Below are 15,245 nucleotides of genomic sequence, written 5' to 3'. Positions count from 1 at the left end.
CCCTTGCCGTCCATGCTAATTAACACCTCATGTTCCTGGAGCAGTTCGATATACTTGGGACTGGTCCTCTTACATGGGCAATGTTCGAGCCGTTGTTCGAAATCGGAAATCGCCGACGATTAATCAGGAGTGACTTTCTATAAGTAAATACGGGATAACGAGTGTAAAAGTCGTATGAACGCCAGGCTTGCTCTCCAGGCGAACGCTTCCCTTATGGATGCCGGCAACGTCCCTGACGATGGATAACCCGATGCCGAGACCTTCTCCTTCTCTTGCCTCGGACCCCCGGATGAAGCGTTCAAAGACGATCTCCTGTTTCGCGACGGGAATGCCGGGTCCTTTATCCGTTACACTGATTTCAACCTCGTAATCATTCCGAATATCCATTCCTTCCCTGCGTCCGCTGGCGTCCGCAACGATAACCTGGCGCAGGGAAAGGCCCAGGTATTCGCCGGCACGGCCATATTGTAATGCATTCTCAATCAGATTGCGTACAGCTCTTTCGATCAGAGGAGGGTCGACCATGACCGCAAGGGATTGCTCTGGAATTTCAATGTCAAAGGACATGCCATGACTCTCCAATACCGCAATGTAATCCGCCGCCAGTTTTCTGAGTAGTTCAGAGAGGTTGGTTAGCTGCAAATGGATACGAGCAGGATGCATGTCCATACGGGATATCTCCAGCAGCTTCTGCAGCAGCTCATTCATGTAACGAGACCGGCGCAATACAATTTCCGAATAGGCCCGGATTTCTTTGTCATCTTGATATAAACCGTCGTGAAGCGTCTCCGCATACCCCTGAATCATGGTGAGCGGCGTTCTCAGGTCATGGGAAAGGTTCGCGATCAACGTATGGCGCTTGCGCTCGTTGTCTTGAATCTGCGCCACCTGATCCAGGATGCGCTCAGACATGTGGTTGAGATGGCGATTCAGTTGAATGATTTCATCGTTTCCGCGATCATCAAGGACGATCTTCGTACTCCGTGCATCGAATTCCTGTACGGCCCTGTTCAGCGTTTTCAGTCTGCGGTTAATCCGGGTGAAAAAGAGCAGCGAAAATACGATCGGCGTAATAAAAAAGACGCCGAGCGGAATTAACAAGGTTAGAAGCATCCAGGATTGCCGTACATAAACAAAGACTTGCGTTCCCCGCATTTCCTTGCCGGGCATTGACATGATCAGATACTGGGGTTCATTATCAAGCGCCCAATGAAACACTAAGGTCACCACTTCGTTGTTAAAGCCCCACAGCTTATCAGGCATGCCTGCAAAACGTTCCATCATCTCATCGAACGCATAAGGTTTCTTCCGCTGATTTGTGGCATACTGCAACGTGCCATCCTTGGAAAACCACTCCAGACTCATCTGCGGGTGTTCATCCCGAGTATGATCCAGTAGGCTTTGAATTCGCTCATCCACCTCTCTCTTGTTTAAATCAACTGCTTGATTGCCCGCATCTTCTACCAGCTGATTTCCTATCTGATTCAGCGATTCATGGGTATAGCCACGCGAAGTAAAAGAACCCATAATTACGATGCTCGCGATTAACAACACTAGTCCGGTAAAACTGGCTGCAATGACCATTAACCACAATTTAGTCCTCAGATTCATGCGTTCCCTCCACAAACCGATAGCCAACACCGCGTATTGTCTCAATATAGCGAGGGTTTGCCGGGTCCCTCTCTATTTTTTTGCGCAAAAAATTGATATACACATTGACTGAATTCGCATCGAATTGATCCAGCTTCCAGACATATTTGAATAGTTCTTGCTTGGTGAAAATGCGTCCCGGCTGGCGCATGAACAGCTCCAGCATCATCGCTTCTATTGGAGACAGGGAAATAGTGCTGGTTGGTTTCTCGATTTGCTGAGCGGCACGATCGTAGATGAGACTCCCACAGCTGATCTTATTTCCGTACATAGCGGGCTTGTAACGCCGCAGCAACGCCTTGATGCGGGCCGTCAGCTCGCCGGGGCTGAACGGTTTCGTGACGTAATCGTCTGCTCCTAATCCGAGGGTTTCAATTTTATCATCTTCCAGATGTCTGGCGCTAAGGATGATGACGGGCGTGTCCAACTGGCGGGACTGCATATAGTGCAAGACCTCCCAGCCGTTCACATCCTCCATCATCAGGTCCAATACGATCAGATCGACTGTGTAATGCTCCAGTATGGAGATGGCATCACGTCCTGAAGCTGCTTCAGAAGTGTGGATTCCTGCATTATGCAAGTGCAGCTTGACCAGCTGAACGATTTCCGGTTCGTTATCGACAATCAGTACGCGGGGATTTTCCATGGCACACTCTCTTCTATTGTCCAACGTTTTATTCATTATACAATACAGCCAGGCGTTTCTCCTTTATAGAATGAAATTCTTTAAGCATCCTTTAAGACTCTAGCCTTTCAGCAGGTGGTAGGATGAAAAATGGCAAGAAATGATCGAATCATAGATTCAGATGGAAATAGAGAAGGGGATGTTCTGGATATGTCCAAAAATACACGGCGTTCAAAGAAAAGCTCGCAACTGATTACGGTCGTTTTGGCACTCATCATACTTTGGGGTTACACTGTGCCTGCTGTCGTATCGGCTGAGAGGTCTTCGGGTGGCAGTTGGAGTCGGGGATCGTTCCAGATGATCGCTGCGGGAGTGTTTCATTCGCTGGCGCTGAAATCAGATGGAAGCGTGGTCGCATGGGGATCTAAGGTTAACGGTTTAACGACCGTTCCCGCAGATGCTCATAGCGGCGTAGTGTCCATCGCTGCGGGAGAGTATCATTCTCTGGCACTGAAATCGGACGGCAGCGTGGTCGCATGGGGAAAGAACAATTACAGTCAAACGAGTGTGCCGGATGGTCTAAGCGGCGTCGTGTCCATTGCCACGGGAGCGTATCATTCTCTGGCACTGAAGTCGGACGGCACTGTCGTCGCTTGGGGATTGAATAGTTCCCATCAAGCTGATGTACCGGATGGTCTAAGCGGCGTCGTGTCCATAGCCGCGGGACATTCTCATTCCCTGGCACTGAAATCGGACGGCACTGTCGTCGCTTGGGGATTGAATAGTTCCCATCAAGCTGATGTACCGGATGGTCTAAGCGGCGTTATATCCATTGCCGCGGGAGATTATTATTCTCTGGCACTGAAATCGAATGGTACTGTCGTCGCTTGGGGATCTAATAGTAATGGTCAAGCTGATGTACCGGATGGTCTAAGCGGCGTTGTGTCTATCGTCGGGGGAGGAGCTCACTCGCTGGCACTGAAATCGGACGGCAGCGTGATCGCGTGGGGAAAGAACAATTATCATCAAACAAATGTGCCGGTAAATGCCAAAAGCGATGTCGTCTCCATCGCAGGGGGAAGCTCTCATTCACTGGCGCTGAAATCGGACGGCAGCGTCATCGCATGGGGATTCAATGCTTACGGTCAAACGACCGTTCCGGCAGGTCTGTCTTCACCCGTCAAGGCAATCGCTATCGCTGCAGGAGAGTCTCATTCACTGGCATTAAAATCGGACGGTAGCGTGGTCGCATGGGGAAAGAACAATTACAGTCAAACGAATGTACCGGAAGGTCTAAGCGGCGTTGTGTCCATTGTTACGGGATGGAATCATTCGCTGGCGCTGAAATCAGACGGTAGTGTCGTCGCGTGGGGAAAAAATGATAATGGTCAAACGAATGTCCCCACCGATGCGCAGAGCGGCATCGTGGGGATCGCGGCTGGAGGCAACCATTCCTTGGCGTTAAAGTCGGACGGCAGCGTCGTCGCGTGGGGATATAATTATTGGGGTCAAACTGCTGTCCCCGCTGATGCGCAGAGCGATATCGTAGCCATTGCGGCTGGAAATGGTCATTCCATGGCGTTAAAGTCGGACGGCAGCGTCGTCGCATGGGGATTGAATGTTGACCATCAATCGACCATCCCGACCAACGCGCAAAACGGGGTTGTGGCCATTGCGAGTGGAGGCTATCATTCCCTGGTGTTAAAGTCGAATGGCAGCGTCATCGCGTGGGGATACAATTTTAGTGGTCAAACCTCCGTACCGACCGCAGCGAAAAATGGGGTTGTGGCGATTGAAGGTGGAACTCATTATTCCATGGCGTTAAAGTCGGACGGGTCTGTCGTCGCATGGGGGAAAAATGCAGACGGCCAAACGAATATCCCCACTGATGCACGGAGTGGCGTTGTATCCATTTCTGGGGGAGAAAATCATTCGCTGGCGCTGAAAACGGACGGCAGCGTAGTCGCCTGGGGATCTAATAATTACGGTGAACGTACTGTACCAAGCAGCGCGAATCTAAGTAATCTTGCGATAGATGCCGGTGAGCTAAGCCCATCATTTGTCCCCTCCGTCACGGCGTATACCTACCAGCTTGTGGGTTCATCTGCCGCCAGCATCGATGTGACGTCTATATTGTCCGACGCAGCCAACTCCATGTTGCTGGTCAATGAAGAGGAGCAGACAAGCGGCATACCTGTTGCCGTACCCTTGACCGGAGACACTACGGAAATCTCCGTCCGGGTCGAGCCGCATCTCCTGAGGGGCAAGACGTATACCATTACCGTGTCGCAGCTTTATACCGTCACGTATGATGACAATGGCAGCAACGACGGCAACTTGCCGGCTGACAATAGCGCATATAGCCCGGACGACAGCGTCACCGTGCTCGATAACACAGGCAGCCTGAGCAGGACAGGCTATACGTTTGCGGGCTGGAACACAGCAGCTGACGGCAGCGGTACGGGCTACACGCCGGGTGATTTCTTTTCGATGGGTACGGCCAATGTGACGTTGTATGCGCAGTGGACAATCGACAGCTATACCGTAAGCTATGACGGCAATGGCAACGACGGAGGAATAGCACCCGCCGATGTGAACGGGGATTACGGGAGCACGGTGACGGTGACGGGTAACACGGGAAATCTGGTGAAGACGGGGTATACGTTTGCCGGCTGGAATACCGAGGCAGACGGCAGCGGTACGAGCTACACGCCGGGTGATGCCTTTATGATGGGCGCGGGCAATGTAACATTGTATGCGCAGTGGTTGGATAGCTTCGCTCCTGCGATTACCGTTCATATGTCAGAAGCGGACGAATCGCCGTACGCGAACGATACGTGGACGAATCGTAGCGTGACCGTCAGTGTATACGCGTCGGATGACGGAAGCGGAGTGGCAACGCTTGAATACTCGGAAGACGGGGGCACGTCCTGGCAGCCGTTTGTCGAGGCGTTGACCTACAGCGAGGATGGGATATATACCCTGACTTTGAAAGCGACCGATGAGGAAGGGAATGAAGGGCAAGTAACTAGAAAGGTGAAGATCAATCGAAATGGGCTGGTTGTCACGATTTCCGCAAGCAATCAGGACGGTGGTCCGTACGTTTCCGGAGACTGGACGAACCAATCCGTGACGGCGGAAGTCAATGCCTCTCATCAGCAAGGGATTGCCGTCACATCAATAGCCTATTCGTTGGACGATGGCGCAACCTGGTACCATTACACGGAACCGCTAACTATCTCGGGAAGCGGAACGCACACGATCAAGGTCAAAACCCAAGACGAGGCGGGCAATGAATTGGAAGATGTCCTGACGGTTAAGATCGACCAAATCAATCCAAGCATCGAGTTCGGCACGAACGGAAATGAAACATGGAGCCTAAGCGGATCGACGTTGGTAACGGTGAGCGATACGGAGAGCGGCTTGCATCCAACCGCACTGGCATTCGCTTGGTCGCAGAGGCAGATGGCTGGGCGACGTTCACAAGCGGAACGGTACTAACGCAAAGCGGAGTGGATGGAGACTGGTACTTGCACATCCGGGCGCAGGATGCGGTCGGCAATACGGTGGACGCAGCATCGGAGCGGTTCAGACTGGACGCATCTGCTACGGAATTGAGCGGGCTTGCACTCTCGGCGGGAACGCTGGACACGGTGTTCGACGCATCCACGATGGATTATAAGGCAAGCGTGGCGAACAATGTGAGCAGCATCGCCATAACGCCGGTTGCCCTCGACGCGACGGACATCATCACCGTAAGCGTCAACGGCGGGACGCCATCAACGGTGACGAGCGGACAAGCGAGTGAAGCGTTGGTCTTGGATGTGGGTGGCAATACAATTGCGATTGAAGTTACGGCGCTGAACGGGGCGCGGAAGACCTACTCTGTCGCTGTTGCGCGCGCAGCGAGCAACGCCGGAACTTCTGGAGGATCAAGCGGCGAACCATCGGAACCGATGGGGAAAGCGAGCTTGCAGGTTGACTCGACTGAAATTGAAGCAGTGGCGATTAAGAGAGTAACCCGTCCGGACGGTGCTATCGTCGAGCAAGTCTCGCTTGATGAAGAGACACTGGATGAAGCGTTGAATTCATTGAAGGATGCCAAGCAACCGGTCCTCACGATCAAAGTGGACGATTCCGAGCCGATCGTTCTGGTAGAGCTTCCTGCCACTTCAATCGCCGCAGGAGCTGTCCCGAATGCGATTATCGAGGTGAAGCTGAACGGGGCCAGCTACCAGCTCGTCATCCGTGTGCTTGATCTGGTTGGATTGGCGGAACAGCTCGGCGTTGAACTGACAGACCTCAAGGTGAACATCATCCTGGAGCGCGCGGACGAAGCCACGGAGACGCAGGTCCAGCGGCTCGCCGTTATGGAAGGCTTTGACCTGGCAAGTGCGGTCATCGATTTCAAGGTGACGGTAGAGGCGAACGGTCAGACGGAGGAGATCCGCGATTTCGGCGGGACCTATATGGCGCGGGCGATCACGACGGAGAAAGGCGCCGAGAATCGCAACCTGACGGGCATACTGTATGATCAGGAGACGATGACGTTTACGTTCGTTCCTTCGCATTCAGGTACCCGCCCGGATGGTACACAGGAAGTCATTATGAATGTACCGCACAACAGCATGTATGCTGTACTGGAATCAACGGGCAAGACGTTCGACGATCTGAGCGGGCATTGGGCGCGGGAGGACGTTGAGCTGCTGGCGTCCAAGCTGATCGTCAATGGCGTCACGGACAGCGGCTTCGCGCCGGACGCGGACATCACGCGGGCGGAATTTACGGCCTTGCTCGTCCGAGCGCTCGGCCTTTCGCCGAATCCTGACGGACAACCTTCCGGCTTCGCGGATGTGGCGGCGAATGCGTGGTACAGGCCTGCCGTCGAGGCAGCGGTGAATGCAGGACTGGCGAGCGGCCTATCGCCGGACCGATTCGATCCGAACGAGCGGATCACTCGCGAACAGATGGCCGTAATGGTTGCCAGAGCACTATCGTTCGCAGGCAAGGAGGCGGCAGCAGACATGGGAGTGCTGGGATCGTTCACTGACCGAACGTCGATCTCCGCCTGGGCCGCGGATGCAGTTGCTCAAGCTGTGGCTGCGGGTATTATCACGGGCACGCCCGGCGGCACAATTATGCCTTCCGAACATGCAACCCGCGCGCAGGCGACGGCGATGCTGAAGCGTTTTCTGCAATATACGGAATTTATCGACTAGAGAGTTGGGGCTGCGGAAGAATGTCCCAAGGGGTGAAGTTGTACACAAAGACCCGTAGAGCATCATGCTCTGCGGGTCTTCCCTGTCCCATCCTTCTATCCAATCCTCTTATTGCTCAAGATTGATTGCTTTAAGAATAACTGTAGCAGCCTCCGCGCGAGTGGTATTAATCTTTGCCTTAAATGTGCCGTCTGTATAGCCGTTCATTAGCTCCTTCTCGGCTGCGGTTGCTACTGCTTCCATGGCCCAACTGGACACCGACGAATTGTCCGTAAAGCTGATAGACGTACTTGATGCCGGCAGCTTCAGTGCCCGGACGACGATTACGGCCATTTGCTCACGAGTGATCATGTCGTTCGGACGGAAGGTATGATCTTCAAATCCGGAAATAATCCTCAAAGCTGCGGCTGTACCGATCGCATCCTTAGCCCAATGACCAGTTGTATCGTCAAAGCTGCGGCTGCTTGGTGCTGTCAGCTTGAGCGCCTTTACCAAAATGGAGACGAATTGGGCTCTTGTAATCGGGCTATTCGGTTTAAAAGTCTGATTCGGATAACCGCTGATGGCTCCCAATTCAATCAATTCCCGAATATCGGCTTCCGCCCAGTGTCCCTTGATATCGGTCAAGTTCGATTCATTTTCGGACGGCGAAGGCGTCTGCTTAAGCTCCGAACGGAGCACGGCGAACTTCGTAAAATGCATGATCGTGCCGGATACCGTACCGCTTGCTTCATCCGCCTTCGCATTGTCCAGCTTCACCCATTGGTTCGTTTGTTCGTTCAGCCAGTAGACAGCGACCTCATTCGCATTGAGATCGACCTTGGAGCTGTCAAAAGGCAGCGTAATCGTCACAGGCTTTATAAAGTCGCCATCGCTGTTTTTCTTTACTTCGTAAACGTCCCCAAGCAATTGGAGCGAGGCGTCTTGCGGCAGATGAGCGATATTAGCCACTTTATCCACCGTGACTTGAATGGTTTTGTCCGAAGCTCCTTCCGGAAGGGTAAGGGTAACGCCATTCAGAGTGAACTCGGCACTAGAGAAAGCTTTGATCGTAAAACTGTTGGACGGAGCACTGCCTCCCCCGCCGCTTACAGTTGGCGGACTAACCGGCGTATAGGCGGCAAACTTGGTGAAGTGCTTGGTCCAAATAACAAGATCGCTGCCAACGGTGATTGCCGCTTCTCCTCCGGCTGCAATTTCACTGTCAGCCGCAGCCTGAGTGTCCGTGGAAATCGTGCGTGTAATCGGCGTACAGGTTGTGTCGCCTGTTCGTTTGAAGCAGGCCTTCTTGCCCCCTTTATTCGGGATGAGCAAGCGTACGGCCTTGTCGAACGTTAACGATACGTCCGACGATCCGACCTCGATGACGGCGTCCACGTTGCCGTTATTGACCGATACGCTGTCGTTGCTCAGCACCTGCGGAAGCTTGATCGTTCCGTCCCAATTAGAATTAGCCGTAACTTTTGCGCCTGCCGGAATCGTTACGCTCACATTGCCTGACGAGGTAGCTGCTTGCACTTCCACAAGCGGCAGCGTCGCTTCTTTGTTCGAGCCTGCCGTCGTTGTCGTGACCGCAATCTTGGCACCCGTTACCCCCGCAGGGATGGCAATCGATACAGGATCGCTGGATACTTGAGTCATCAATCCGTATTTCATCACGGTCGCTTTATTCAAGTTACTGCCATCTTGATAGACAACATAAGGAGTTCCGCTGCCGTCTATCGCGATAGACGTATAAGAAGCCGAGCCTGCCGAGAAGCCTACCGTTGCCCAACTGCCATTCGCGTACTTCATTAAGGTCGCTTTATCCCCGTTTCCGCCATCTCGATATACAACATAAGGAGTTCCGTAGCTGTCTATCGCGATAGACGTATAAGAAGCCGAGCCTGCCGAGAAGCCTGCACCGCCTACCATCGTCCAATTGTTATTCGCGAATTTCATCACGGTCGCTTTATACGAGTCCGAAATCTCCCAATATACAACATAAGGAGTTCCGCTGCTGTCTATTGCGATTGACGTGTACCAAGCATCTTCTGCCGAGAAGCCTTCACCGCCTACCGTCGCCCAACTGCCATTCACGAATTTCATCACGGTCGCTTTATATGAGCTATCGAAATCCCGATAGACAACATAAGGAGTTCCGTTGCTGTCTATCGCGATCGACGTGTACCAAGCCCAGTGTGCTGAGAAGCCCGCATTGCCTACCGTCGCCCAACTGCCATTCGCGAATTTCATCACGGTCGCTTTACCCGAATTTCCGCCATCCTGATAGGCAACATAAGGAGTTCCGCTGCTGTCTATCGCGATCGACGTATACTCAGCCTTGCCTGCCGAGAAGCCTGCGCTGCCTACCGGCTCCCAATTGCCACTCGCGAATTTCATCACGGTCGCTTTAGACGAGCTTCCGCCATCCTGATAGGCCACATAAGGAGTTCCATTGCTGTCAATCGCGATCGACGTATACTCAGCCTTGCCTGCCGAGAAGCCTGCACTGCCTACCGTCGCCCAACTGCCATTCACGAATTTCATCACGGTCGCTTTATTCGAGTTCCCGCCATCTTGATAGACAACATAGGGGGTGCCGTTGCCGTCTATCGCGATCGACGTATAATTAGCACTGCCTGCCGTAAAGCCTGTGTTGCCTAAGGGTTGCCATAGCGATATCCACTTGGCGTAAAGCGTGATGTCGCTCGTTACTGCTGTCGCGGCGTTAAATGTCGTGCCGTTGCCATCCGACTGAGTATTCCATCCGCTGAACGCATAGCCCGTTCGTGTCGGGGGAGTCGGCAGGCTTCCTACAGTGTCGCCGTAGGCCACAGTTTTTGCGGCCGGAGTGGCTGCCGAGTCGCCGCCGTTTTTGTCGAAGGTGACCGTGTAGCTGGTCATCGTCCACTTGGCGTAGACCGTCATGTCGTTCGTTATCGCTGTCGCGGCGTCAAATGTCGTGCCGTTGCCGTCCGCCTGGGTATTCCATCCGCTGAATGTATAGCCCGCCCGAGCCGGCGGAGTCGGCAGGCTCCCTACAGTGCCGCCGTGGGTTACAGTCTTTGCGGCCGGAGTGGCCGCCGAATCGCCGCCGTTTTTATCGAAGGTGACCGTGTAGTTGTTGATCGTCCACTTGGCGTACAACGTCACGTTGGCGTTGTCCATTGTAAACGTATCGCCAGCGGCGTATGTCGTGCCCGTCACCGTATCCCAACCTGTGAACGTGAAGCCTGTATTCGTCAGGCTCCCTACGTTGTCGTATACCGAAACCGTATCACCTTGCGCATAGGTTCTACTGTCTGTCGGCACACTTCCGTTCGTAGCGCCGTTGTCGTCATAAGTCACGGTGTACGTCGGTACCAAGACATACCTTACTACGGTCGCTTTATCCGACTGTTCGCCATCCGTATAGACCACATAGGGAATTCCGCTGCTGTCTATTGCGATCGACGGATCCATAGCTTCGTCTGCCGAGAAGCCTGTATTGCCTAAGGGCATCCAGCCGTCATTCGCGTAAATCATGACGGTTGCCTTATTCGAGTTATCGATATCCTGAAAGGCCACATAGGGGGTGCCGGTGCCGTCTATCGCAATTGACGTATGAACAGCTTCGCCTGCCGAGAAGCCTGCATCGCCTACCGGCGCCCAATTGCCGTTCACGAATTTCATTACCGTCGCTTTAGACGTGTTCCCTCCATCCTGATAGACCACATAAGGAATTCCGCTGCCGTCTATTGCGATCGACGTGTATGCGGCTGTGTCTGCCGAGAAGCCTGCATCGCCTACGGTTGCCCAATTGCCATTCTCGAATTTCATCACGGTCGCTTTAGAGGAGTTTCCGCCATCCTGATAGGCAACATAAGGAGTTCCGCCGTTGTCTAGCGCGATTGACGGATCATTAGCCCAGTCTGCCGAGAAGCCTGCGCTGCCTACGGCTGCCCAGCTGTCATTCTGGAATGTCATCACGGTCGTTTTATTCGAGTTCGCGCCATCCAGATATACCACATACAGAGTCCCGATGCTGTCTATCGCGATTGACGTGGACGCCACACTGCCTGCCGAGAAGCCCTCATTGCCTACGGGTACCCAACTGCTATTCTCGAATTTCATGACGGTCGCTTTGGACGAGTTCAATCCATCCGAATATACAACAAAGGGAGTTCCGCTGCTGTCTAGCGCGATCGACGCGCCAAAAACCGGGCCTGCCGAGAAGCCTGCATGGCCTACGGTCTCCCAATTGCCATTTACGTATTTCACCACGGTGGCTTTATACGAGTTCCCTCCATCTTGATAGACAACATAAGGGGTTCCGCTGCCGTCAACTGCGATCGACGTCTCATAAGCGGTGTCTGCCGAGAAGCCTGCGCTGCCTACGGTCTCCACTTTAATTGCAGCAGCCCATGCATATTGCGGTATACTTACCGCCATTATGATAAGACACAATAACGTTACTCTTACAATCCACCGTTTGGCTATCACTTTCTTTCACTCGCCTTTCTATGCCTTCGATTTTAACCACATGTCAACTATATCACTCGAGAATACACAACGAATCGACAAGGAATACACAACGAATCGGCAAATCCTTGGGCATAACGTAGGATTATAGCGTCTTTTGTCGAAATTAGAAAAGAAAATCAATCCACTGATCATCAGGAGGGTCGCCAAATGATTGTAAAAACAAAGCTAACCATCCCCCCTGTGAGCAACGATCTAGTCGATCGTTCCTCCTTGATGCGCTTGCTCCACAAGGGGATGGGAACCAAGCTGACACTGCTTTCCGCGCCCGCCGGCTATGGAAAGACGACAGCGTTAAGCAAATGGACTAGGCTAAACAACATTCGTGCAGCGTGGTTGTCACTGGATCAACACGATAACGATTGGGTTCAGTTCTGGAGCTGTGTCACCGCATCCATCCAGGACATCATCCCTGATTATGGCCAAACGGTATGGCCGCTTCTCGAGAACGGTCCTTCCGCGTCCAGGGTGTCCGCGGAGCCTGCCGTCCAAGCCATGCTGAACGAACTGAATCTATTCACATGCGAGCTAGCGATTATCCTCGACGATGTTCACTTGATTGAGCATCCCGCGATCCATCAATCGTTAAGCTATTTGCTGGAGCGGTTGCCTTCGTCGATCCATCTTTATATGGCAAGCCGAACGGAACTGCCTTTTCCTACCGCCAGGCTTCTGGCGAAGGGAGATATGCAGCGAATTACGATGCAGGATCTGCGTTTTACGCACGAAGAGGGGGTTGCCTACTTCCGCGGTACGACGGAGTTGTCCCTGACCCGCGAACAAGTCGTGAAGCTGTGCCAACAGACGGAAGGCTGGATCAGCGGTCTCAAGCTCGCGGCGATTGCACTTGCGCGCAGCGATAATATCGCGGAGTCCATTCGCGCGTTCAGCGGTCATCAGCATCATATTTCCGAGTATTTGCTGGAGGAAGTTTTTCACCATCAATCGGAAGAGATGCGCGCTTTTTTGCTGCGCACATCGATCTTGAGCCGCATGAATGATTCTCTGTGCCGGGCCGTAACAGGTTTGGAGAGCAGTCAGAACCTCTTTGAAACGTTAAAGCAGGGCAATCTGTTTACGATCCCCTTGGACGATCAGCATAATTGGTATCGCTATCATCATTTATTGTCCGATTTTTTGCAGAAGTTGTTTTCCCGGACAGCGGAGGGTGAGTGGACGAAAGCACATGTTCAGGCTGCGAATTGGCTGGAGTCCCATGGCTTCGTGGAAGAAGCGGCGGAGCATTATTTGGCAGGGCGGCAATACGAGGATGTCGTTCGAATCATGGAGGAGCATCTCCTTGCCTTTCTTTTTAAGAAGAGCATTGTACTTGGCGAATTGATTCTGCAAGTGCCGGAGAGCTACCTTGTCAATCGGCCTTATTTGGAATGGTTTTATTTGAACCTTATGTTTGTAGACAGGACGCGATGGGCGTACATCCCTGAGAAAGTGGAACAAGCCCGAACGCGTTATGAAGCGCTCAAGGATCAAATGAGTGAAGAGAACTGGAACAAAATGATGGGCGATTTTTATTTGCTGAGCGCGATGTCTTGTTTTATTCAAAAGGATTTGACGCGATCGGCCGACTATCTGATAATGGCCGAACACTATTTGACTGAAGACAGCCTTACTTACTTGATCGGGCAAAATAAATATTTCGGGACGGAAGAATTAGAGGATCACTTGTTCTACATTAACGACCATCATGAGGCAGCCGCCTATTTGCACAGGATGATCGATCATTGCGGCCCTCGTACGGATCATCCGTATATCGCCTCGATGTTTGCTTCTTACAGTAAACTGCTGTATGACTGGAACCGGTTAGAAGAAGCTGAAGCTTGCTTGAACCGGATGATGAAGCCGAACCATAAACCGCTCATTCCGCGAATGTTATTCCATGTACATATTACCGCTGCGAGAATTCAACTCGGACTTGGGAACCGTGCAAGGGCACAAGAGCTGATGGAGCAGCTTAAGCTCACGATCGACTCTCCCGATTATGAGCTGTTTATGCGAAAGATCGAGGCGGAGGAAGCTTGGCAATTCGTACGACAAGACGATATCGCATTTGGCGTGAAGTGGCTTGAATATTGCGGTATGGCTTCTACGGATGAGGTATCGCTCGTTAGTGTATCTGAACATATGGCTTTATCCTATGTACTGTCGGCCTGCGGTCGAACCGAAGAAGCATGGTCGCTTTCGGAGAAGCTGATTCAGTTGTTGGTGAAAGAGGATCGTCTGCGCGACCGCATTAAAATGATCATTTTGCAGGGGCTTCTCCTGTATCGAATGGGGCAGAAGAAGGAGGCGCTCAATCGACTGGAAACGGCTTTGCATTTAGCGCAGCCGGAAGGGTTGATCCGCAGCTTCATCGATGAAGGCGCCGTGATGGCGGAACTGCTGTCTGAGTATGTGCAGGCGGACCGAGATCTTTCAATAAAAGATTATGCAAAGAGCCTGCTTCAGGCTTTCCAAGATTCGCAACCAATTCCCCCCAAAATGATCCGGGCGCAAGTGTGCTGCTTCGGCAGGTTTCAAGTCACTTCGGGACAAGGAGACGGAAATGCCATCAAATGGCGCACCTCCAAGACGGAGGAGCTCATGGCTTATCTCGTCCATCATCGTGGAGAACCGGTAGACCGGGACCTGATTCTGAATAACTTGTGGGGAGATATGGATTCGGACAGAGCGAGAGTTCAATTAAACAACACGGTCTACACGCTGCGAAAAAACCTGAGCACGCTCGGGCTTGAAGGGATCGTCCAGCATGTCAAAGGCTATTATCGGATTGAAATGCACACGCTTAATTGCGATTACATTGCATTTCTGCAATTGATATCCGAAGGCGTTCCGGCCCCTATCGAACACATCAAGGAATATGAAGAAATATTGGGAAAAATATATCGGAATGGTTATCTGCAAGGCAATGATTTTCCGTGGGCGGAAGGGATGCGAAGCCGCCTGGAAAACGAATATTTCCGGATTCTTCTTCAGATTTCTGAACATTATGTACAGGAACGTGAATTCTCTTTTGCGGTTAACCAGTTAAACGAAATTCTGGCATTCAATCCGCTCAATGAGGAAATTCATGCCAAGCTGATTCGCGTATATATGCTTGCGGGCGATCGCGTTTCAGCGATGAAACAATATGATTCTCTTAAAGGGATGCTTCAAGCCGAGTTGGGGGTAGAACCGAAAGAGTCTATTAGACAATTGCTGTGAATGAAGGGGTATATACTAATATTGAT

At 52.2% G+C, this 15,245-nt stretch carries 6 protein-coding genes; 3 read left to right on the top strand and 3 right to left on the bottom strand.

The window, feature by feature from the left end; genetic code table 11:
* Positions 1 to 123: 123 nt before the first annotated feature.
* Positions 124 to 1,611 carry a HAMP domain-containing sensor histidine kinase gene (locus M6D81_RS24760; RefSeq protein ID WP_262679851.1) on the bottom strand — a complete coding sequence of 496 codons (1,488 nt, stop codon included), beginning with the start codon at positions 1,609 to 1,611 and terminating at the stop codon, positions 124 to 126.
* Positions 1,595 to 2,296 (bottom strand): response regulator transcription factor, encoded by a 702-nt coding sequence (locus M6D81_RS24755; protein ID WP_262679850.1) that lies wholly within the window; start codon positions 2,294 to 2,296, stop codon positions 1,595 to 1,597. The genes M6D81_RS24760 and M6D81_RS24755 overlap by 17 nt, the downstream gene beginning before the upstream one ends.
* A 189-nt stretch (positions 2,297 to 2,485) precedes the next feature.
* Between M6D81_RS24755 and M6D81_RS24750 the strand changes: the two genes are divergently transcribed.
* Entirely contained in the window at positions 2,486 to 5,776 is a 3,291-nt protein-coding gene (locus M6D81_RS24750) for an InlB B-repeat-containing protein (protein ID WP_262679849.1), read from the top strand.
* 11 nt (positions 5,777 to 5,787) lie between these two features.
* Positions 5,788 to 7,494 carry an S-layer homology domain-containing protein gene (locus M6D81_RS24745; RefSeq protein ID WP_262679868.1) on the top strand — a complete coding sequence of 569 codons (1,707 nt, stop codon included), beginning with the start codon at positions 5,788 to 5,790 and terminating at the stop codon, positions 7,492 to 7,494.
* A 108-nt stretch (positions 7,495 to 7,602) separates the two neighbouring features.
* Here the strand turns inward: M6D81_RS24745 and M6D81_RS24740 are convergent, their stop codons facing one another.
* Complete coding sequence (locus M6D81_RS24740) at positions 7,603 to 11,922, bottom strand: InlB B-repeat-containing protein (protein ID WP_262679848.1); 4,320 nt, start codon at positions 11,920 to 11,922, stop codon at positions 7,603 to 7,605.
* Between the two features lie 225 nt (positions 11,923 to 12,147).
* Between M6D81_RS24740 and M6D81_RS24735 the strand changes: the two genes are divergently transcribed.
* Entirely contained in the window at positions 12,148 to 15,219 is a 3,072-nt protein-coding gene (locus M6D81_RS24735) for an AfsR/SARP family transcriptional regulator (RefSeq protein ID WP_262679847.1), read from the top strand.
* Positions 15,220 to 15,245: the final 26 nt, after the last annotated feature.

Origin of the sequence: Paenibacillus sp. J5C2022, from assembly GCF_025567625.1 — a bacterium.
Lineage (GTDB): Bacteria > Bacillota > Bacilli > Paenibacillales > Paenibacillaceae > Pristimantibacillus.
This window is presented reverse-complemented; position numbering and strand designations above follow the sequence as displayed.